Below are 20,646 nucleotides of genomic sequence, written 5' to 3' on the forward strand. Positions count from 1 at the left end.
ATTCCCCCTTCTCCCCAGCGGAGAGAAGGTGCCCGATTAGGGCGGATGAGGGGCCTTGCGGCACAGCACGCACTAAAGCCCCGCTCATCCATCCAAGCCTCATCCCTCACCCATCAGCATGCACAACACCGGCTTCCCGCTCCAGATAATGCTGGTCGATCGCCGGCAGAGGCTCGTCGTCGATAGCAGCCTCGAAAGCCTTGAGGCGCTTGTGGATGGAGAGCAGTTCGATGATCGTCGTCCAGGAGTTGACCAGATACTGGAACGAGTTGCTGACCTGGCCGAAGGCGGTCGAGATCTGCTGGAAGATGCCATAGGTGATCGTGCCTGCAACGATCGTCGGGACCAGCATGAAGACCACGAAGAGCGCGTCTGCCTGAATGTAGAAATAACGGGCGACGTTGAAATACATGTAGTGGAAATACATGCGGAAATAGTTCCGCCGAACGTTGTTGAAGAGTTCCCTGACCGTCAGCGGCTGAGCCCGCTCGGCATGATCCTCACCATAGACGAGTTCCTTGCGATAGGCGGCTTCGACGCGCTGATTGCGGAAGTTCAGGCCCGGCAGCTTGATACCGGCGACCGCCAGAAGCAGCGTACCGAATGCCGACCAGAAGAGCGCCAGCCAGAAGAGTGAATTCGCCAACGGCCCGATGACCGGCAGTTCAGTCACGTAATGCGAGAGCGTCAGAAGGATCGGAAGGAAGACCACGAGCGTCATCACCGAGTTGATCAGGCTGATGCCGAGACCTTCGAGGGTGCTCGAAAAACGCATCGTGTCTTCCTGAACGCGTTGCGAGGCGCCCTCGATGTGACGCAGCTTTTCCCACTTCGACATGTAGAAGTCGTTCATCGCAGCGCGCCAGCGGAAGATGTAGTGGCTCGTAAAGAAGTCGGTCATGATCGACACGAACATGCTGAGGAATGCGATCTGACAGAAGACCCACATTAGGCTGTAAAAATTGTCGACGGAAATGCCCGGCTGCTTCGACAAGGCGTTTTGGAGAAGATCGCCGAAGGGCCGGCGCCAGTTGTTGATCACGACCGTGATCTGGACGCCGAAATAGGTGACGAAAATGATGAGCGCCGAACCCCAGATCGACCACAGCTTCCAGGGATGGTGCAGCGCTTTCAAATGCCATGCGCCGCAGAAAATCACCGCCGAGAGAAAGAAGTAGCTGTAGAACCAGATATTTTCGGGCAGCAGGAAGAAAGAAAGATCGATCGGCTGCTGCTCTTCCGGAACCGGCACAAAGCCAAGCGACGCACCGAGGCCCTCGGCGACAAAATACCAGCCGAATATTGAAATCAATGTCCACACGACAAGCGAAATGAAGAAAGGTTTCGGCTGGGGAAAAAACGAATGAAACACGGTGGGTTTTGCTTTCCTGAACTGGGAGTCTCGGGAGTGTCTGGGAACACTGATTGTGCCGGAAACTAAGGCAGTTCGAAGGAAGCAGCAATGGGTTCGGCCGATTGTTACGGAGATGTAACCGGTTAGGCGACTTTCTTGATCACGGGCATCACCAGGGCCGCGCAGACCAGAAGTGCGACGGCGGCGATCACCGTCGGGACGGTGAAACTGCCTGAGCGTTCGGCGATCCAGCCGGCAACGACCGGCCCTACGATCTGGCCGAGACCGAAGGCAGCGGTCATCATCGCCAGAATTCGTCGCGGGCTCTCGGGCGAAAGCTTGCGGCCGATCTGCAGCCCGTAAGCCGTGATCGCGAGGAACGTCGCGCCGAACAGGGCTCCGCCGATCAGCGGTGCGACCGAGGGCGGCAGCGCCACAGTCGCCAGCACGCCGGCCGCCTCGACCAGAAGCGCCGCGACATACACGCCGCCGAGCCCGAGGGGCCTCACCAGCGGCCTCCAGGCAAACAGCGCCACCGCCGCCGTCAGACCGGCGATGAACCAGCAGAGGAATTCAACGAAAGCTCCCGTTGCCGACAGGCGGGCGATGGTGACGAGGAAGGTCGCGGTGATGACATAGCCGAAGCCGAACAGGCCGTAAGACAGGGTTACCAGCACCATCGGCCGGCTCCAGTTGAGCGCCGGCTCCTTGCCCGCCTGCGCCGTTTGCGCCGGCGCCGACGGCAGCAGAAGGTAGACGACGACCAGGCTTATCGCACAATAGATTGCCCCACCGATCCAATCGGCGCGCCAGCCGCCCGGCCCGTCGTGAAAGCCGAGACCGATCAATAGCACCATCACCGAGGAAAGCGCGATCCCCGCCCCCGGCCCGCCGAAATGCGCCGCCTGCACATGGTCATTGCCGGCCGCAGCCCCGTGGCTGAGCACGATCGACGAAGTGAAGACCATCGCAAAGGCGCTGGCGAGGCCGGCGAGGAAGCGGATGACGGCAAAGACCGCGACGGAATCGGTGGCGGCCATGGCGGCAAGCAGGATTGCGGTGGCGAAGAGCGCCAGCAGCGCCACCAGCCGCTCGCGCCCCGCCGCCCAGCCATAGGCCGCAAGCACGGCGCCGACGAGATAGCCGACGAAATTGGCCGAAGCGATGAAGCCGGCATCCGCTGCCGAAAGCGGCACGCCGCTCATCATCCCGGGAAGGATCGGGGTATAGGAGAAGCGCCCGAAGCCCATGGCCGCAGCCATGGCAACGGCGCCTGCAGCGGCGGTGGCAACGAGGTTTGGCTGAGAGCGAGGCGGGCGGGAAAGCATGCAGTGCTTATCGCGCCGCAGCACCGGTACCGCAAACGACTATTTCTGATCGGTCGATCAATTTCCGGAAAGTCGAAAAAATCCCGGCTCGCCTTGAAAGTAGTTATCTTACGATATATGTTTTACGACATAGCTAACGATACATCCAGCTATGAAAGGAAGAGCCATGAGAGGTTTTAAAGGCGGCATGTTCGGCGAAGCGTTTCGCATGGGCCGCAAATTCGCGGCGGGCGATCTGCAACTCGTAATCCTCGCCCTGCTCGCCGAGCAGCCGCGCCACGGTTACGAATTGATTAAGCTGCTGGAGGAGCGTTCCGGCGGCTTCTATGTGCCGAGCCCTGGTGTCATCTATCCCGCACTCACCTATCTCGAGGAAACCGGGCTTGCCGAAGTTGAGAACGAGGGCACCAAGAAGCTTTATCGCATCACCGCGGCCGGCCGCCGCCGTGTCGAGGAAAACCGCGACATGATCCTTCACACGCTCGCCAAGCTCGAACGCATCGGCGAGAAGATGGCCTATGTGAAGCGTGTTTTCGAAACCGACCGCGACGGCGCCGACAGCGATGACGGCGACTTCATGCAGGACGGCGGCGATATCCGCGCCGCCCGCATGCTGCTGCGCTCGGCCCTCAGGATGCGTTATCCCTGGTCGAAATCCGAAGCCGCCCGCATCGCCGGAATATTGGAACGCGCTGCGACGGAAATCCTGCAGGGCGGCAGGCCGCAAGCGCGGGGGTGAAGACGGGGCTGGTCCCGACGTCGGCGCGTCCGAGGATGCTGCCGCCGACACAAGAGAACCTCAACTTGAGGGGGCTCGAAGGACGAGGCAGGGCGCGCTGTTTGCAGGATGAATGCAAGTAGCAACATAGGTCTGATCCTTCGAGGCTGCGCCCTTTGGGCTTCGCGCCGAGGAGCGTCGGAGGATGCCGCACGAAGGAAGAAGCCCTGCGGCCTGAGCCGTCCGTATAGTGCGCTCACTCTGCGTCAGCTCACCGGAGCAACACTCAGTCGATCTTGGGCAGGGGCGAAACTGCTGGTGCGTTCAGGACCGTTCCATCCACCGCGAAGTGCGATCCGTGGCAAGGACAGTCCCAGCACCGTTCCAGGGAGTTCCAGTGCACGTGGCAGCCGACATGCGTGCACGTGGCAGACCGCCTGTGCAGCGTGCCATCGTCGCTGCGGAACGCTGCGATCTTGGTCATTCCTTCGCGGACGATAGCACCTTCTCCCGGTCGCAGCCGATCGACAGACTCGATTTCGCCGGGCGCGACATACTCGGCGAAATTCTTGATCATTGTAGCGTTCTCGGCAAGGTAATGGCCGACCGCGCTGACTGTCTTCCGGGATGGCTCATAAAGTTCGCGCCAGGGACTGTCGCCCCGGAGAATGACCTCGGAGATCAGGAGTGAGGCCACCACGCCGTGGGTCATGCCCTCGCCGGAATCTCCGGTGATTACAAATAGCCGTTCGTTGCCGGGATTGCGGCCGATGAAGCCGGCATAGTCGATGGTCTCCATCACCTGCCCGGACCATCTGTGGGTTTCGGCCCCGAGATCGGGCACCAGTTTTCTGATCCAGGATGTCAAAGCGGCGAAGCGATCGTCAGCGTTGTCGGCCGTGCCAGTCTTGTGGTCCTCGCCGCCGACGATGAGGAAATCGCTCTCGTCGTCGCCGGGATGAAGGCGGACATAGTGGTAGGGGTCCTCGGTATCCCAGTAGAGACCATCCGGTACGATGCCGCGTGCAATCTCGAACGCCATTGCGTAGGTTCGATAGGGCGCCTGCTTCGTATGGAGTGCAACCCTGTCGTTGATAGGCGAGTTGGTCGCCACGATGGCCCACCTGGCGGTAACGGTGAGGCCGGAGTTCGTTCCCACGCGCACCCCGCCGGCGGTTTCTTCGACCTTATCGACAATCGTCTCGCTGTAGAGGGTGCCGCCGCGAGCCCGAATTCCGGCGGCCAGACCGCGAAGATATTTGAGCGGATGGAATGTCGCCTGATCAGGATATCGCAGGGCGGGCGTGTCCGCATGCCCGGCAAGCGGCAAGTTCGCGACTTCCTCGACGGCGATGCCTATCTTCAGGCCCGCCTCGAACTCACGTTGGAGATCGGCTTCCGCCCCTCCAGAGGCGGGAAAGAGAAAGCCGTCGAGCCGACGGAAGTCGCATGAGATGTGTTCCGCGGCCTGGATCGCCTCGATGCGCGCGATCGCCGCAGAGTGGCTCTGAAAATAGAGCCGCGCCAGCTCCTCGCCGCGCAAGTCGATGAGTTCCGAAAAGTAGTCGTCGCATATCGACGCAAGGTGTGCAGTTGTGCGGGCCGTCATGCCGCCGCCTATCCGGCCTCGGTCGAGGACTGCAACCTTCTGCCCCGCGGCGGCCAACTCGTACGCTATCGACATGCCTGCAATTCCAGACCCCACCACGACGACGTCGAAGTCTTCGTTGCGGGCGAGAGGCGCTGCGTCGGGCGCGACCTCGATGTCCGACCAGAGAGACATGGTCCGTTCGTCGCTCGCATTCATGCGGAGTTTCTCCCAGTCCTATCCGCGGTAAATGGGCGGATGAACCGAATGTTCCGAACGGAGCCTCAGACGGGCAGGAGCCAGGGAATCCCTTGCTACTTTAGCAGTCTATAATATAGTGGTGGGAGTTGTTGTCATTGACGTAAATCTAGATGCGCTTGCCGAAAACGTCGGCTGCGTGGAGGGAATTCTATGTCTCTGCACTCTCAGGGTACCGCAGCTCTTTTCCTCCTTCTCCTCTCTTCAACGATAATTCCCGCTGCTGCCCAAACGTCCAAAAGTCCTACTGTCGGCGGCAAGGACTTTGACGCCGCGGCGGCCGATCAAGCCAGACGATACCTGGAGGAGGGCCGTGAGACATTCCGTTTTGACACGTTCGGGAGCGAGGACTTCTGGGGAGGCAAACTCAAGCTTCACGAGGCGATCGCGGGTGAGAAGCTGGGCGGCAAAGGACCAGGCCTTAGTCCTAAGAAAGCTCTGGAGCTCGGATTGAAGGTCGACGTTAATGCCATTCCAAAGGACGTCGCCGTTGCGCTTGGTAAAGGCGACGTTGATCTCGACGATCCGGCCAGCACGCTCCTTCTGCTGAAGGCCAACGCCGTTGTCGGGGCAACCGGATTCTTCGGCGCGGACGGAAAGACGCTGACGTCGGTCGGAATCCAGTGTGCGGTGTGCCATTCGACGGTCGACGACGCCTACGCTCCCGGCATCGGCCATCGGCTGGATGGCTGGCCCAACCGCGACCTGAACATCGGTGCAATCGTCGCGCTGGCGCCCGACCTCACGGCATTCACCGAGATGCTGCAGGTTTCGGAAGCCGACGTGAAGAAGGCGGTCGAAGCTTGGGGGCCTGGCAAGTTCGATGCCGAACTCAACCTGGATGGAAAGGCATTCCGGCCGGATGGCAAGACGTCGGCCACGCTCAATCCGCCCGCTTTCGGATTGGCGGGCGTGAACAACCATACCTGGACGGGAGCCTGGGGGACCGTCAGCTATTGGAACGCCTATGTCGGCAACCTCGAAATGCATGGCAAAGGCACGTTCTACGATCCGCGTCTCGACGACGCCGAGAAATATCCGGTCGCCGCCAGGACAAAGCAGGGCCACAAGCAGGACAAGGAAGACCGGATCACCGCCAAACTTCCGGCGCTACACTTCTACCAGCTGTCCCTGCCTACTCCGCAGCCGCCGGAAGGCACCTTCGACAGTGCGGCGGCGGAAAAAGGAAAGACCCTCTTCAACGACAAGGCCAAGTGCGCCACCTGCCATGTGCCGCCGCTCTTCACCGAACCCGGCTGGAACCTGCACACGGGGGACGAGATCGGGATAGACGATTTCCAGGCGAAACGAGCCCCGGACGGCCGCTACCGGACAGCACCGCTGCGGGCCTTGTGGAACATGGACAAGGTCCACAAGGGTGGCTTCTACCACGACGGGCGGTTCGCCATGCTGGAGGATGTCGTCGCGCACTATAACGACCATCTGAACTTAAACCTGAGCGCTGAGGAAAAAGGCGACCTCATCGAATATTTGAAGTCGCTCTGACCAACTCCATCCCTGACGACAGGGTGTTGCCCAACGCTCCTGAGACAGGTCATGAAAGACGATGCCACGCTGTTAATCGAGGGCAGGAGGTTGCTGGCGGCGTCAAGAGAGCCTCATCCTGAGGTGCCGCGCAGGAGCCCCGAAGGACGAGGCGGGTTCGCCAACGCCCCACGAAGGAAGAAAGCCCTGCGACCTGAGCCCTACGCCCGTCCGTCCGGCAAAGTCAAAATCACCGGTCCGTTCCGCGTCGCAACCACCGTGTGCTCATATTGCACGGTCGGCGCCTTCGGATCGGCATAGAGCGTCCAGGCATCGTCGCCGCCCTCGGCCCATGTCGCGCCGAGGGAAAGGAACGGCTCGACCGTAAAGACGAGACCGTCCGTCATGACGCGCTTTTCCAAAGGATCGGGCCAGGTGGAGAGCTCGGCTGGTTCCTCGTGCAGCGAACGGCCGACGCCGTGACTCGCCAGATTGGCAACCAGCGTATAACGGTTCTTCTGGGCGAAAGCGCCGACGGCGGTGCCGATCTTTGCCAGCGGCTCACCCGATTTCACCTGGTTGAGGCCGACCCAGAGCGCCCGCCTGCCGTCGCGGCAGAGTCGTTCGATCTTCGGCTTGACCGGCGGCACTGCGAAGGAAGCACCGGTATCGGCGAAGAAGCCCTCCTTCTCGGCCGAGACGTCGATATTGATCAGGTCGCCAGCCTGGATGACACGTGGCCCGGGAATGCCATGGGCGATTTCCTCGTTGACGCTGATGCAGGTCGCACCGGGAAACTGATAGCAGAACTCCGGCGCCGAGCGCGCGCCGGAATCCTCAAGCACCTTACGGCCGATCCGATCGAGCTCCAGCGTCGTCATGCCCGGCTCCATCGCTGCCGCCATCACCTGGATGGCGTTGGCGCAGATCCGGCCGATCTCCTTGAGCTTTGTCAGTTCATCGTCGTTTGCGATAACCATTCGTCTCTTCCGGCCTTGCGCGGGCGCGGCGCAGCCGCCTCAAGCCGTGGCTTTCGCCCCTTCGCCCCTTTCAGTCAATGCCTTTCTGACGATCGGAGCGACTTTCGTCCCGTAGAGCTCGATGCCGCGCATGATCTCAGCATGCGGCATCAGGCCGATTGCCATCTGCAGCAGGAAGCGGTCGTTTCTGAAAAGTGTGTGATGGGCGATGATCTTTTCCGCGACCGCCTCGGCATCGCCGACGAAAAGCGCGCCGTTCGGCCCGCGCGACAGATCGAAATGCACCCGGCTGGTCGGTCCCCAGCCGCGCTCGCGGCCGATGCGGTTCATCACTTCCGCCTGCGGCCCGTAAAACTGGTCGGCGGCCGCCTCGGTCGTATCGGCGATGAAGCCGTGAACATTGATGCTGGTCTTCAGCTTCGCCTGATCCTGCCCTGCCCGGCGCGCCGCCTCGCGGTAGAGATCGAAGAGCGGCGCGAAACGGCGCGGCTCGCCGCCGATGATGGCGAGCGCCACCGGCAGTCCGAGCGCGCCGGCACGCGCCACCGACTGCGGCGTGCCGCCGACCGCAACCCACAACGGCAGCGGATCCTGCAGCGGCCTGGGATAGACGCCGCGACCGCGGATCGGCGCGCGCAGCTCGCCCTCCCACTCCACCGTCTCGCTGTTGCGCAGCGCCAGGAGCAGATCGAGCTTCTCTTCGAAAAGCTGGTCGTAATCCTCAAGGTTATAGCCGAACAGCGGGAAGGACTCGATGAAAGAGCCCCGCCCCGCCATGATCTCGGCCCGGCCATTGGAAATGAGATCGAGTGTTGAAAACTGCTGAAAGACGCGCACCGGATCATCCGAGGAAAGCACGGTGACGGCGCTGGTCAACCGGATGTTTTTGGTCTTGACGGCCGCGGCCGCCAACGCCACCGCAGGGGCTGACGCCGCATAATCCGGCCGGTGATGCTCGCCCAGACCGAAGACATCGAGGCCCACCTGGTCGGCGAGCTCGATCTCCTCGATAAGATGTTTTAGCCGCTCGGCCCCCTCCGCTCCCTTGCTGCGGGAGGGATTGGGATTGACGTCCGCGAAGGTGTAAAGGCCAAGTTCCATCGTCTGCATCCCGCTGAATTCAACCTGGAGATAAGGACCGGCGAGCGGCAAAGCAAATACAAACTCTGGAACGGAATGTTCGAGAATTTCGATAGCGATGCGGCGTCCGATGTAGCGTAGGAAAGAGTCTTTGCGCCGTATCACGGCGCTGGTGGATTTCCTGTGACGAGAACAGGAATGAGGGAGCGAGGAGTGCAGCCCGCGCTCCATATCCTCTATCATTCAATGCGTAACATGCAGTGCCAGATCAGGTCGTTTTGGAGCACTGCGGACACCAGCCCCCTCATTCCTGTGCTCGTCACAGGAATCCACCAGTCGCGCGTCCAGGCGACGAGAGAATCTTCACAGACCTAGCAGGTGAAACGAAATATCCTCCCATCCAGGGTTCTCCCGCTCGATCAAATTGAGCTTCCACTGCCGCGGCGTCAGTTCGTTCTGATACTCATATAACCGACCTGCAAGGTCACGCGTCACGCCGGTATAGAGCGTGCGATTTGGCGCGGATGCGAGGATGTAGACGCAACCCCTCATGCCGGTGGACTGGCACAGGTAACGTCCCGCGTCGACAGCAACACCTGCCCACCCGGATCCCAATTCCAGTCTGAAATTCAACGACTTCCAAGCCTCAGTGGAATCACCTTCCAAGCTGCTTCACATCGCACGTGAAGCTGAGGGCGGCGCGGGCCTCGACCGCGCCGCCCTCACCTCACATCTTTGCCAGCAGTTCCGCCAGCTGATCGGCAGCCTTGCCCCATCCTTTGTGGAATCCCATCTTCTCGTGCTCTTCCTTGTCCTCGGCACGCCAGTGCAGCGCCTTGGCCGTATACTTCGTTCGGCCATTGCCAAGATTTTCGAGTAGGATAACGCCCGTGAAGAACGGTTTTTCGGAAGGCACCCAGGCCTCGCTATAGGCGTCGGTGAAGACGATTTTCTCGTTCTCGACGATCTCGAGATAGACGCCGTGGTTCGGATACTGATTGCCCTCGGGATCCTGCATGACGACGACGCTGGAGCCGCCGGGGCGGACGTCGAGCGTCGCTTCTGCAACACCCCAAGGGCTCGGGACGAACCATTGTTTCAGCAGATTGGGATCGGTCCACGCTTTGTAGATCTTCTCGCGCGGGGCGTCGAATTCGCGGACGAGGACGAGTTCATGCTGCGTGCCGGCGGTCATTTCGACATTTCTCCATTAGAGTGAAACCTGTTTCGCATGAGGCTGCTACAAGGACGAGTCAAACCTTGCGTTCCGACACAGCGCCGAATTTCGTTGATTAGTCTGCGATATGCTGCGCGGCCTCCGCCTGCATCTTGTCGATCTGCCGGCGGATATGGGCCGCTTCCGCCGCCGAATGGGCAAGCGCGATGGCATGGTCGAAGGCCTCGCGCGCCTGGCGGGACAAGCCAAGCTGCTTCAGCAGGCCACCCCGCAGACCGTGATAGTAGAAATAGGCGCCGAGCTTCTCGCCAAGCGGATCGATGAGATCGAGCGCCTGCTGCGGCCCGTGCAGCTTGGAAACGACGACCGCGCGGTTAAGCGTTACGACAGGCGAAGGCTGCACCCGCTCCAGCGCACGGTAGAGCAGATCGATCTCGACCCAGTCGGTATCCTCGGCCCGTTTCGCGCGGGAATGGATGGCGGCAATGGCCGCCTGAAGCTGATACGGACCGGGCCGGCGGTGCCGCAGCGCCTTGTCGAGCAGCGCCAGGGCCTCGTTGATGAAGGGCTGGTTCCACAGCGAGCGGTCCTGATCTTCAAGGAGCACGATTTCCCCCTCGGCGCTGAAGCGCGCCGGCCGGCGCGAGATTTGCAGGAGCATGAGCGCGAGTAGTCCCATCAGCTCCGGTTCCGCCGGGAAAATATGCAGCATCAAGCGCGCCAGCCGGATCGCCTCGTCGCTGAAGGCGGCCGCCTCATGCTTGGGGTCGGCCTGGCTGTAGCCCTCGTTGAAGATGAGATAGATCATCGTGCTGACGATCGAGAGACGTTCGGCCCTCTCCTCGGGGCTCGGCGTTTCGAAAGGCACGCCTGCCTTGGCGACACGCGCCTTCGCCCGGGTGATACGCTGCTCCATGGCGCTTTCCGAAACCAGGAAAGCGCGCGCGATCTGCGTCACCGAAAGGCCGGACACGATGCGCAGCGCCAACGCGATCTGCTGGGTCGCCGGCAGATCGGGATGGCAGCAGATGAAGAGAAGCCGCAGGATGTCGTCGCGATAATTGGAATCATCCAGCCGATCGGCGATATCGCTTTCGGCATCCTCGGTATCGGAAATGACCTCCTCGTCCGGCAGCGCCTGGAGCTTCGTCCGCTTGCGCACCGCATCGATACCGCTGTTGCGGCCGACGAAGATGAGCCAGGCTGTCGGATCGCGTGGCGGTCCCTTCTCCGGCCACGTCCGGATCGCCCTCAGGCATGCCTCCTGGAACGCCTCTTCCGCGGTATCGAGATCGCGGAAATAGCGCAATAGCGCGCCAAGCGCCTTCGGGCGGGCCGAGGCAAGCGCAAGGTCGATCCAGGCAATATCGGTCATGATGCAGCATCTCCCGGCCTGAAGACATAGAACGGCCGAATTTCGTAAGAGGTGGAACCGGGGTTGACGGATGAAAGCTGCTTCGAGAAGGCGACGGCCTCGTCGAGGGTTTCGAAGTCAACCACGTAGAAGCCGAGAAGCGCCTCCTTCGTTTCCGCAAAAGGCCCGTCGATGACCAAGGGCTCGTCCTTGCCTTTGCGCACGGTAGTCGCCGCTGTCGTCGGCATCAGCCGGCCGACGGGGCCGAGCTTGCCGGCTTTCGCCAGCGGCTCCTGCACGGCGTAAAGTTTCTCCATGACGGCAGCCTCTTCCTCCTGGGTCCAGGCGAAGACGGTTTCCTCGTGAGCGTAACAAAGGATTGCATAAAGCATCGGGTCACTCCTCTTTCCGAATGACGAAGGAGTAACCGCTTAGCAGACAGGTCGCATCAAAAAATTATCTAAAGAAAGGCGACCGAACAGGCAAGCAGCCTGCGGAGACAGGCGGCGCTATGATGCGGTTTGGAGCGCGCCTCACCCCTCGCTCAGCGTCCGCCGGACCGCGCTCTTCCAGCCCTTGAGCTTGGCCGCCCGCACCTTGTCATCCATGTCGGGCTCGAAGCAACGGTCGCGTTTCCACCTTGCCGAAAAGCCATCCCTGTCCGGCCAGACCCCTGCCCGGCTGCCCGCGAGCCAGGCCGCACCGAGTGCCGTCGTTTCGAGAATGACCGGGCGGTCGACCGGGGCATCGAGCAGATCGGCGAGCCGTTGCATCGTCCAGTCGGAGGCCACCATGCCGCCATCGACGCGCAGCACCGTGTCGTCGCCGGCGTTCTTCCAGTCCTTCTGCATGGCATCGAGGAGATCGCGAGTCTGGTAGCAGACCGCTTCAAGGGCCGCTCTCGAAAGTTCCGCCGGACCGCTGTTGCGTGTCAGTCCGAAGATCGCACCCCGCGCCTTGGCATCCCAGTGCGGTGCGCCAAGACCGGTGAAGGCGGGCACGAGATAGACGTCCTGCGTCGGATCCGCCCTCTCGGCAAGCGCATTGGTCTCGGCGGCGCTGCCGATGATCCCGAGTCCGTCCCGCAGCCATTGCACCGCCGCCCCGGCGATGAAGATAGACCCCTCGAGCGCATAGGTAGTCTCGCCGTCCAGACGATAGGCGATGGTGGTCAGCAGCCGGTTTTTCGAGCGCACCATGTCGGCGCCGGTGTTGAGTAGCGCGAAACAGCCGGTGCCGTAGGTCGATTTCATCATGCCCGCTGCAAAACAGGCCTGGCCGATGGTTGCCGCCTGCTGGTCGCCTGCTACACCGAGGATCGGGATCGCGGCGCCGAAGATCTCAGGATCGACCATGCCGAAATCGGCGGAGCAATCCTTGACTTCAGGCAGCATGGCGGCCGGCACCCTGAGAATCTCGAGCAAATCTTCGTCCCATGCGTTTTCGGCGATATTGTACATCAGCGTGCGCGATGCATTGGTCGCGTCGGTCACGAAGCTCTTGCCGCCGGTCAGCCGCCAGATCAGGAAGGTGTCGATCGTGCCGAAGCAGAGATCGCCCCTGGCAGCACGCGCACGCGCACCCTTCACGTTGGCCAGCATCCAGGAAAGCTTCGTTCCGGAAAAATAGGGATCGAGGAGCAGGCCGGTCTTCCTGGTGAACAGCCTCTCGAGATCCTGCCGTTTCAGATTATCGCAATAGCTCGCGGTGCGCCGGTCCTGCCAGACGATGGCATTCTGGATCGGCCGGCCGGTCTGGCGCTCCCAGACGACCACCGTCTCGCGCTGATTGGTGATGCCGAGCGCAGCAACATCCCTCGCCGTAATCCCGGCGTCGCGCAACGCCATGTTGACGGTGGACACGACCGAATCCCAGATCTCCTCGGCATCGTGCTCGACCCAGCCGGAGCGCGGATAGATCTGGGTGAATTCCTTCTGGCCCTTGCCGGCGACATGCATGTCGCCATCGAAGACGATCGCCCGTGTCGACGTCGTTCCCTGATCGATCGCCAGAACATATCCGCTCATTAAATCCTCCCGAGCATGTCGATTGTCGAGGCAAATCAATAGGACACGGATGCGGGCGAGAAAAGCGAATAAAGCGGAATTGCCAGCCTGCCGGCTTTGGGCATAACCTCGCCATAACGTTGCAACGCAGCATCGCGATGTAGGAGAAAACAGCATGAGCAGATCAGTCATCGTCACCGGCTCCACCAGCGGCATCGGCCTGGCGATCGCCACTGCCTTTGCCGAAACCGGCGACAATGTCGTCATCAATGGTTTCGGAAATGCCGATGAAATCAAGGCGATCGTCGAGCGGCTTGAATCGGTGTCGAAGGCCCGGGCGATCTATCATTCGGCCGACATGACCAAGCCCGCCGAGATCGCCGACTTGATCGAAACGGCAGCGAGAACCTTCGGCACCGTTGATGTCCTCGTCAACAATGCCGGCATCCAGCATGTCGAGAAGATCGAGGATTTCCCGATCGAGAAGTGGGATCAGATTATCGCCATCAATCTGTCGAGCTCCTTTCACACCATGCGCGCCGCCATCCCGCTGATGAAGGCGAAAAAGCATGGCCGCATCATCAATATCGCCTCGGCCCACGGGCTCGTCGCCTCCCCCTTCAAATCCGCCTATGTCGCGGCAAAACATGGTATATTGGGCCTGACGAAGACGGCCGCCCTGGAGCTTGCCGAATTCGGCGTGACGGTGAACGCCATCTGCCCCGGCTATGTGCTGACGCCGCTCGTCGAAAAGCAGATACCGGATACCGCCAGGGCCCGCGGCATGACCGAGGAGCAGGTGAAAAACGAGGTCATCCTCAAGGCGCAGCCGACCCGGGAATTCGTCAAGGCCGAAGAGATCGGCGCCCTGTCGCTCTACCTCGCCAGTGACGCCGCCCGGCAGGTGACCGGAACGCATATCTCGATTGACGGTGGCTGGACGGCGGCTTAACCATTTGGAAAAGACAACCGGGAATATCATGAACGACAGCATCCGCTTCATCCTGAACGGCGAGGATATCGCGCTCGCCAATGTCGGGCCGACCGAGACACTTCTCGATTTCCTGCGGATGAAGCGGCGGCTGACGGGCACCAAGGAAGGATGCGCCGAAGGTGACTGCGGCGCGTGCACCGTGCTTGTCGGGCGGCTGGCCGACGGCAAGCTCGCTTACGAATCGGTCAATGCCTGCATCCGTTTCATGGGCTCACTGCATGCCACGCACGTGGTGACGGTCGAGCATCTGGCCGGCCGGGACGGCGCCCTGCATCCGGTGCAGCAGGCGCTGGTCGACTGTCATGGCTCGCAGTGCGGCTTCTGCACCCCGGGCTTCGTCATGTCGCTCTATGGCCTGTGGCTGACGAAGGAAAAACCCGGCCGCCGCGAGATCGAGAAGGCGCTGCAAGGCAATCTCTGTCGCTGCACCGGCTACGAGCCGATCGTCAAGGCTGCCGAGCAGGTCAGCCTGCAGCGGCCGAGCGCGCTCTTCGACCCGCTGCAGCGGACGCGCTCGGAAATCGTCGCGAGGCTCTGGGCAATGCAGGCGAGCGGCACCATCCGGATTGCCAGCGGCGAAGACTGGCTGATCGTTCCGGGGTCTGTTCAGGCTCTGGCGGAAGTCCTCTCGCAGGAACCCGAGGCGACTATCGTTGCCGGCGCGACCGATGTCGGCCTTTGGGTGACGAAGCAGATGCGCCGATTGAGCCCGGTCGTTTTCATCAATCATCTCAGCGAATTGCAGGCGGTGACGGAAAGCGATGATGGCGTCACCATCGGCGCGGGCGTCAGCTACAGCAGGGCCTTCGAGGAGATTTCCGGCAAGATCCCAGCGCTCGGGCGGCTGATAGACCGCATCGGCGGCGAGCAGGTGCGCAACATGGGCACGATCGGCGGCAATATCGCCAACGGTTCGCCGATCGGCGATAGTCCCCCGCCGCTGGTCGCCCTCGGCGCGACTCTGGCCCTACGTTCCGTGCAAGGGCTGCGCCAAATGCCGCTCGAGGATTTCTTCATCGCCTATGGCAAACAGGATCGCAGACCCGGCGAATTCGTCGAAAGCGTCTTCGTGCCCTATCCCAAGGCGGCCAGCCGCTTTGCCGCCTACAAGATCACCAAGCGCCGTGACGAGGACATCACCGCCGTGCTTGGCGCCTTTCTGCTGACGCTCGACGAGTCCGAGACCATCACCGACATCCGAATCGCCTTCGGCGGCATGGCGGCAACGCCGAAACGCGCGCCGTCCGTCGAGGCCGCGCTGATCGGCAAACCGTGGACGGAAGCCTCGATCGACGCCGCGCGCCCCGCCTTCGACGCCGACTTCCAGCCGCTGACCGACTGGCGCGCCACGGCGGAGTATCGCCAACTGACGGCAAAGAACCTGCTGACGCGGTTCTATCTTGAGACCGTTGGCGCTCCGGCGGAGCTGAAGCGGTTCGAGGAGGTGGCGTGATGGAGAGAGTGAGCGTAAGCCCCAGCCGCCCCCCTCATCCGCCTGCCGGCAGCTTCTCCCCGCTGGGGAGAAGAGACAAGAGGCAACGTTTCGACTCCCTCTTCTCCCCAGCGGGGGTTCGAAGGACGGGTCGAGACACGCGGCTCGACCCCGGTCGGTGCCCGATAGGGCGGATGAGGGGGGCGAGCGGCGCTGAGCCGCGAGCGCCCGGAGCATCTGCGACGGGCAATTTTTCGACAGGGAGACGCTAATGGACAAGTCCACCTTCGAAAATCCCAATGTCGTCATCTCCGGCCCCATACACGGCTCGCTGCGCCATGACTCAGCGCACAAGCATGTCACCGGAACCGCCGATTATATCGATGACATTCCCGAACCCGCCGGCCTCCTGCACGGCGCGCTCGGTCTCTCCGAGCGGGCACACGCCGAGATCCTCAGCATCGACCTTTCCCAGGTCGCCGCCTATCCGGGCGTCGTCTGGGTTTTCACCGGCAAGGACGTGCCCGGCGTCAACGACACCAGTTCCAACGGCAGCCATGACGAGCCGCTGCTTGCTGAAACCCTAGTTCAATTTCACGGCCAGCCGATCTTTGCCGTCATCGCCGAAACACGCGACGCGGCCCGCCGCGCCGCGCGGCTGGCGAAGATCGACTATCGCGACCTCACGCACTGGCACGATATCGACGGCGCGCTGGCCAATGGCGGTCCGCTGGTCATCACCCCGATGACGCTCCAGCGCGGCGAGCCGGAAACGGAAATGCCGAATGCCGCCATGCGGCTGAAGGGGCGGATGCGCATCGGCGGACAGGAGCATTTCTATCTCGAAGGCCATATCGCCATGGCCATTCCCGGCGAGGATGACGAGGTCACCGTCTGGTCCTCGACGCAGCATCCGAGCGAAATCCAGCATATTGTCGGCCACGTGCTCGATATCCCGTCGAACGCGGTCACCGTCAACGTGCGCCGCATGGGCGGCGGCTTCGGCGGCAAGGAGACGCAGGGCAGTCAGTTCGCAGCGCTTGCGGCGATCGCCGCCAAGAAGCTCGGCCGCGCGATCAAATTCCGCCCGGACCGCGACGAGGATATGAGCGCCACCGGCAAACGCCATGATTTCCTGGTCGATTACGATGTGGGCTTCGATGCCGAAGGCCGCATCCACGCGGTCGACGCCACTTACGCCGCGCGCTGCGGCTTCTCCTCCGACCTCTCCGGACCGGTAACCGACCGCGCGCTGTTCCATGCCGATTCCAGCTATTTCTATCCGCATGTGCATCTGACCTCGAAACCGCTCAAGACACACACCGTCTCCAACACCGCCTTCCGCGGCTTTGGCGGGCCGCAGGGCATGCTCGGCGCCGAGCGCATCATCGAGGAGATCGCCTATGCCCTCGGCAAGGATCCGCTTGATATCCGCAAGCTGAATTTCTACGGCCAGCCGGGCTCCGGGCGCACGCTGACGCCCTACCATCAGGAGGTCGAGGACAATATCATCGCCCGCGTCGTCGACGAGCTGGAGGATACGTCAGACTACCGGGCGCGGCGCAACGCCATCATCGGCTTCAACCGCGACAGCCGCTATATCAGAAAGGGCATTGCCCTGACGCCGGTGAAATTCGGCATCTCCTTCACCATGACCGCCTTCAACCAGGCCGGCGCCCTCGTCCATATCTATCAGGACGGCTCGATCCATCTGAACCATGGCGGGACCGAAATGGGCCAGGGCCTCTATACCAAGGTGGCGCAGGTGTTGGCCGACAGCTTCCAAGTCGATATCGACCGGGTGAAGATCACCGCAACGACGACGGCCAAGGTGCCGAACACCTCGGCGACCGCTGCCTCCTCTGGCTCGGACCTCAACGGCATGGCAGCCTACGACGCCGCCCGCCAGATCAAGGAACGTCTGGTGGCCTTTGCCACCGAGAAGTGGGAGGTGGCGCCGTCCGACATCGTCTTCCTGCCGAACCGCGTGCGTGTCGGCGAGAGCGAGGTCCCCTTCCCCGATTTCATCAAGCAGGCCTATTTCGCCCGCGTCCAGCTTTCCGCTGCCGGCTTCTACAAGACGCCGAAGATCCATTGGGACCGCAAGGCCGGCCGTGGCACGCCCTTCTACTATTTCGCCTATGGCGCCGCCTGCACCGAGGTCTCGATCGATACGCTGACCGGCGAATATCTGATCGACCGCACAGACATCCTCCACGATGTCGGCCGCTCGCTGAACCCGGCGATCGACCTCGGCCAGGTCGAGGGCGCCTTCGTGCAGGGCCTGGGCTGGCTGACGACGGAAGAACTCTGGTGGGACGACAAAGGGCGGCTGCGCACCCATGCACCATCCACCTACAAGATCCCGCTCGCCTCCGACCGGCCGAAAATCTTCAATGTGCGCCTCGCCGAATGGTCGGAGAACGCCGAGGCTACCATCGGCCGGTCCAAGGCCGTCGGCGAACCGCCCTTCATGCTGGCGATCTCGGTGCTGGAAGCGCTGTCGATGGCGGTCGCCAGCGTCGCGGATTACAAGGTCTGCCCCAGGCTCGACGCCCCGGCGACGCCGGAACGGGTGCTCATGGCGGTGGAGCGGATGAAGCGGGTGTAGGATGGTAAGACGTCCGGCTGGCTTGTTGCTCGAGCGGAACCGGCAGGGTGGGCCCCCCCCTCTGACCTGCCGGACATCTCCCCCCCAAGGGGGGAGATCGGCAAGACGACGGCCCTTCGCCCATATTACCCTGGCAGCGAATTATCAAGATCCAGCTTTGGGCCGTCGCTCCCCCGTCTTGGGAAGCCCGCGCCTCATGCCCATCTTCCCCCTTGTGGGGGAGATGTCCGGCAGGACAGAGGGGGGTAACTCAGCCACTTACCTCTCGGCCATCCTCCCATGACCGACCTCCCCACCTTCCTCGCCACCCACCCCAACAGCGTCGTCGTCGACATCACCGCCACCCAGGGCTCCACCCCGCGCGAGACCGGCGCCTTCATGCTCGTCTCGCCAACCGCGCTGTGGGGCACGATCGGTGGCGGACAGTTGGAATTCATGGCGATCCACAATGCCCGGGAGATGCTGGCGAGAACCGGCGGCGCAGCCACCATGGATATCCCGCTCGGCCCCGAAATCGGCCAGTGCTGCGGTGGGCGTACACAGTTGCGGTTCCGCCAACTGACGCCGACGTTAAAAGACGAACTCGAAGCCACACGTGCCGGCGAAATCGAGCGCCTGCCCGAGGTGCTTCTCTTCGGCGCCGGCCATGTCGGCCGCGCGCTGGCGGCTGCCCTTGCGCCGCTGCCGCTGTCGGTCACAGTGGTTGAAATCCGCCAGGAGGAACTCGCCAATCTGCCGGCGGTGACGAAGACCCGCCTCGTGCCGATGCCGGAAGCGCTGGTGAAGGATATTGCCGCCGGCGGCGCGGTCGTCATCCTGACGCACGACCATGCGCTGGACTTTCTCATCGCCCGCGAAGCGCTGGCGAGGGAGGATCTCGCCTATACCGGCATGATCGGTTCAGCGACCAAACGCGCCACCTTGGCAAGCTGGCTTTCCCGCGAAGGCGGCGAACGCGCCTGGATGGAGCGATTGACGCTGCCGATCGGAGGCTCGGCGGTCAGGGACAAACGCCCTGAGGTGATCGCCGCAATGACCGCCGCCGAAATCCTGACGGCGCTGGCGGCCTATCGCTTGCAGGCGTCCTCGTAAAACGGATCGCGGCCATCGAGGAAACCAAGATCGCGCTTGACGCGGTCCGGCGCAGCATCGAGATCGAGGCGGGGCAGCCGGCAGAAACGGCCGACCAGCCGTCCGGCAAGACGCTTGAACACACCCATGCTCGGCTGCGAGCGCTTCTCTTCGATAGCAAAGCAATCCATGACATCACCTCGTCAGTTTGATGGTATGAGTTGCAGTTTGCCGCCGAAAATGCTGCAATTCCAATCGAACGACCGTCTGTCTGCATCAAGAGAACTTATCCATGAAGCTTTCGAAGCAATTCCCGCTGAATGCGCTGCGCGTGTTCGAGGCCACCGCCCGGCTCGGCAGCTTCACCAAGGCCGGCGACGAGCTCGGCATGACGCAGACGGCGGTCAGCTACCAGATCAAGCTCTTGGAGGAGAATGTCGGCGAGCCGCTCTTTCTGCGCCGTCCCCGCCAGATCGCACTGACGGAGACCGGTGAGCGGCTGGCGCCGAAGGTGACGGAAGCCTTTGCCATGCTGCATGACGCGATGGCAACGGCGCGCGATAGTGTTGAAGGCACGCTCGCCATCAGCTCGACGCATACGTTCGCGTCGAAGTGGCTGGCGCCGCGCCTCGGCTCTTTCCATTTGAAGCACCCGGCGATCGCCGTGCGCTTTCAGGCGAGCTCTGATATCATCGACTTTTCCCGCGAGCCGATCGATGTCGCCATCCGCTGGGGCGACGGCAACTGGCCCGGGCTGGCGCTGCACCGGCTGATGGGATTGGAGTTCACCCCGATGCTGAGCCCGAAGCTGGCGAAATCGGCCGGCGGCATCAAGGAGCCGCGTGATCTCCTGAAGTTCGATCTCTTCGACGCCGGCGACATCTGGTGGAAACAATGGTTCGAGGCAGCCGGCGTCACCGACACGGATCTCGACCGCCGCCCGCGCAACCAGCTCGGCTCCCAAGCGGTGGAAGCCGATGCGGCAATGTCAGGACATGGCGTCGCCATCCTCAACCCGGCCTTCTATGCGGCCGAGATCGCGCTCGGCCGGCTCTACCAGCCCTTCGAGCTGACCCGCAGCGACGGCAAGGCCTACTGGCTCGCCTATCCCGAAAACCGCCGCAACGTGCCGAAGATCAAAGCCTTCCGCAACTGGATCCTCGAAGAGATGAAGGCGGCCGGGGATTAGAAGCAGGGCATCGCGGTAGCC

18 protein-coding genes are annotated in these 20,646 nt (G+C 62.3%); 7 read left to right on the forward strand and 11 right to left on the reverse strand.

The window, feature by feature from the left end:
* Positions 1-106: 106 nt before the first annotated feature.
* Both sbmA and A7X77_RS19165 read right to left on the reverse strand, forming a co-directional pair.
* Complete coding sequence (gene sbmA, locus A7X77_RS19160) at positions 107-1,372, reverse strand: peptide antibiotic transporter SbmA (RefSeq protein WP_064684414.1); 1,266 nt, start codon at positions 1,370-1,372, stop codon at positions 107-109.
* 125 nt (positions 1,373-1,497) lie between these two features.
* Positions 1,498-2,682 (reverse strand): YbfB/YjiJ family MFS transporter, encoded by a 1,185-nt coding sequence (locus A7X77_RS19165; protein WP_064684415.1) that lies wholly within the window; start codon positions 2,680-2,682, stop codon positions 1,498-1,500.
* Positions 2,683-2,848: 166 nt separating this feature from the next.
* On the opposite strand from A7X77_RS19165, the gene A7X77_RS19170 reads away from it, so the two are divergent.
* Positions 2,849-3,421, forward strand: coding sequence for a PadR family transcriptional regulator (locus tag A7X77_RS19170; protein ID WP_064684416.1), 573 nt, complete (start codon positions 2,849-2,851; stop codon positions 3,419-3,421).
* A 265-nt stretch (positions 3,422-3,686) separates the two neighbouring features.
* Here the strand turns inward: A7X77_RS19170 and A7X77_RS19175 are convergent, their stop codons facing one another.
* Positions 3,687-5,207, reverse strand: a complete 1,521-nt coding sequence (locus A7X77_RS19175) for an FAD-dependent oxidoreductase (RefSeq protein WP_064684417.1) — start codon at positions 5,205-5,207, stop codon at positions 3,687-3,689.
* A 489-nt stretch (positions 5,208-5,696) separates the two neighbouring features.
* On the opposite strand from A7X77_RS19175, the gene A7X77_RS19180 reads away from it, so the two are divergent.
* Positions 5,697-6,752, forward strand: coding sequence for a hypothetical protein (locus tag A7X77_RS19180; protein ID WP_245293772.1), 1,056 nt, complete (start codon positions 5,697-5,699; stop codon positions 6,750-6,752).
* A gap of 200 nt (positions 6,753-6,952) precedes the next feature.
* Here the strand turns inward: A7X77_RS19180 and map are convergent, their stop codons facing one another.
* From map to glpK, 7 genes are all read right to left on the reverse strand, one after another.
* A complete protein-coding gene (gene map / locus A7X77_RS19185) occupies positions 6,953-7,711 on the reverse strand; it encodes a type I methionyl aminopeptidase (RefSeq protein ID WP_064684419.1) in 759 nt (252 codons plus the stop codon).
* Between the two features lie 39 nt (positions 7,712-7,750).
* Positions 7,751-8,812 carry an LLM class flavin-dependent oxidoreductase gene (locus A7X77_RS19190; RefSeq protein ID WP_064684486.1) on the reverse strand — a complete coding sequence of 354 codons (1,062 nt, stop codon included), beginning with the start codon at positions 8,810-8,812 and terminating at the stop codon, positions 7,751-7,753.
* Between the two features lie 342 nt (positions 8,813-9,154).
* Positions 9,155-9,343, reverse strand: coding sequence for a GIY-YIG nuclease family protein (locus A7X77_RS19195; RefSeq protein ID WP_064684487.1), 189 nt, complete (start codon positions 9,341-9,343; stop codon positions 9,155-9,157).
* 175 nt (positions 9,344-9,518) lie between these two features.
* Positions 9,519-9,986, reverse strand: a complete 468-nt coding sequence (locus A7X77_RS19200; protein WP_064684420.1) for an SRPBCC family protein — start codon at positions 9,984-9,986, stop codon at positions 9,519-9,521.
* Positions 9,987-10,083: 97 nt separating this feature from the next.
* Positions 10,084-11,343 (reverse strand): RNA polymerase sigma factor, encoded by a 1,260-nt coding sequence (locus tag A7X77_RS19205; protein WP_064684421.1) that lies wholly within the window; start codon positions 11,341-11,343, stop codon positions 10,084-10,086.
* Entirely contained in the window at positions 11,340-11,714 is a 375-nt protein-coding gene (locus A7X77_RS19210) for a YciI family protein (RefSeq protein WP_064684422.1), read from the reverse strand. The genes A7X77_RS19205 and A7X77_RS19210 overlap by 4 nt, the downstream gene beginning before the upstream one ends.
* 141 nt (positions 11,715-11,855) lie before the next feature.
* On the reverse strand, positions 11,856-13,349 hold the full coding sequence (gene glpK, locus A7X77_RS19215) for a glycerol kinase GlpK (RefSeq protein ID WP_064684423.1): 1,494 nt from the start codon (positions 13,347-13,349) through the stop codon (positions 11,856-11,858).
* A gap of 154 nt (positions 13,350-13,503) precedes the next feature.
* Here glpK and A7X77_RS19220 point away from each other — a divergent pair, with 154 nt between their 5' ends.
* From A7X77_RS19220 to xdhC, 4 genes are all read left to right on the forward strand, one after another.
* Positions 13,504-14,280 (forward strand): 3-hydroxybutyrate dehydrogenase, encoded by a 777-nt coding sequence (locus A7X77_RS19220; RefSeq protein WP_064684424.1) that lies wholly within the window; start codon positions 13,504-13,506, stop codon positions 14,278-14,280.
* Between the two features lie 28 nt (positions 14,281-14,308).
* A complete protein-coding gene (gene xdhA, locus A7X77_RS19225) occupies positions 14,309-15,775 on the forward strand; it encodes a xanthine dehydrogenase small subunit (RefSeq protein ID WP_064684425.1) in 1,467 nt (488 codons plus the stop codon).
* A 250-nt stretch (positions 15,776-16,025) separates the two neighbouring features.
* The gene (gene xdhB, locus A7X77_RS19230) at positions 16,026-18,365 is read left to right on the forward strand and encodes a xanthine dehydrogenase molybdopterin binding subunit (RefSeq protein ID WP_064684426.1); all 2,340 of its coding nucleotides are present in this window, start codon (positions 16,026-16,028) and stop codon (positions 18,363-18,365) included.
* 279 nt (positions 18,366-18,644) lie between these two features.
* Entirely contained in the window at positions 18,645-19,457 is an 813-nt protein-coding gene (gene xdhC, locus A7X77_RS19235; protein WP_064684427.1) for a xanthine dehydrogenase accessory protein XdhC, read from the forward strand.
* Here xdhC and A7X77_RS19240 read toward each other — a convergent pair.
* Complete coding sequence (locus A7X77_RS19240; protein ID WP_010031132.1) at positions 19,433-19,627, reverse strand: hypothetical protein; 195 nt, start codon at positions 19,625-19,627, stop codon at positions 19,433-19,435. The genes xdhC and A7X77_RS19240 overlap by 25 nt on opposite strands.
* A 101-nt stretch (positions 19,628-19,728) precedes the next feature.
* Here A7X77_RS19240 and A7X77_RS19245 point away from each other — a divergent pair, with 101 nt between their 5' ends.
* The gene (locus A7X77_RS19245) at positions 19,729-20,625 is read left to right on the forward strand and encodes a LysR substrate-binding domain-containing protein (protein WP_064684428.1); all 897 of its coding nucleotides are present in this window, start codon (positions 19,729-19,731) and stop codon (positions 20,623-20,625) included.
* The last annotated feature ends 21 nt before the right edge of the window (positions 20,626-20,646 follow it).

The sequence above is a fragment of the Rhizobium bangladeshense genome (assembly GCF_001662075.1).
Lineage (GTDB): Bacteria > Pseudomonadota > Alphaproteobacteria > Rhizobiales > Rhizobiaceae > Rhizobium > Rhizobium bangladeshense_B.

Bases quoted from the DNA above. Each gene is read 5' to 3' on its own strand.
- A7X77_RS19165 (WP_064684415.1), bottom strand. From the start codon at position 2,682: ATGCTTTCCCGCCCGCCTCGCTCTCAGCCAAACCTCGTTGCCACCGCC.
- A7X77_RS19170 (WP_064684416.1), top strand. From the start codon at position 2,849: ATGAGAGGTTTTAAAGGCGGCATGTTCGGCGAAGCGTTTCGCATGGGC.
- A7X77_RS19175 (WP_064684417.1), bottom strand. From the start codon at position 5,207: ATGAATGCGAGCGACGAACGGACCATGTCTCTCTGGTCGGACATCGAG.
- map (WP_064684419.1), bottom strand. From the start codon at position 7,711: ATGGTTATCGCAAACGACGATGAACTGACAAAGCTCAAGGAGATCGGC.
- A7X77_RS19190 (WP_064684486.1), bottom strand. From the start codon at position 8,812: ATGGAACTTGGCCTTTACACCTTCGCGGACGTCAATCCCAATCCCTCC.
- A7X77_RS19195 (WP_064684487.1), bottom strand. From the start codon at position 9,343: ATGAGGGGTTGCGTCTACATCCTCGCATCCGCGCCAAATCGCACGCTC.
- A7X77_RS19200 (WP_064684420.1), bottom strand. From the start codon at position 9,986: ATGACCGCCGGCACGCAGCATGAACTCGTCCTCGTCCGCGAATTCGAC.
- A7X77_RS19205 (WP_064684421.1), bottom strand. From the start codon at position 11,343: ATGACCGATATTGCCTGGATCGACCTTGCGCTTGCCTCGGCCCGCCCG.
- A7X77_RS19210 (WP_064684422.1), bottom strand. From the start codon at position 11,714: ATGCTTTATGCAATCCTTTGTTACGCTCACGAGGAAACCGTCTTCGCC.
- glpK (WP_064684423.1), bottom strand. From the start codon at position 13,349: ATGAGCGGATATGTTCTGGCGATCGATCAGGGAACGACGTCGACACGG.
- A7X77_RS19220 (WP_064684424.1), top strand. From the start codon at position 13,504: ATGAGCAGATCAGTCATCGTCACCGGCTCCACCAGCGGCATCGGCCTG.
- xdhA (WP_064684425.1), top strand. From the start codon at position 14,309: ATGAACGACAGCATCCGCTTCATCCTGAACGGCGAGGATATCGCGCTC.
- xdhB (WP_064684426.1), top strand. From the start codon at position 16,026: ATGGACAAGTCCACCTTCGAAAATCCCAATGTCGTCATCTCCGGCCCC.
- xdhC (WP_064684427.1), top strand. From the start codon at position 18,645: ATGACCGACCTCCCCACCTTCCTCGCCACCCACCCCAACAGCGTCGTC.
- A7X77_RS19240 (WP_010031132.1), bottom strand. From the start codon at position 19,627: ATGGATTGCTTTGCTATCGAAGAGAAGCGCTCGCAGCCGAGCATGGGT.
- A7X77_RS19245 (WP_064684428.1), top strand. From the start codon at position 19,729: ATGAAGCTTTCGAAGCAATTCCCGCTGAATGCGCTGCGCGTGTTCGAG.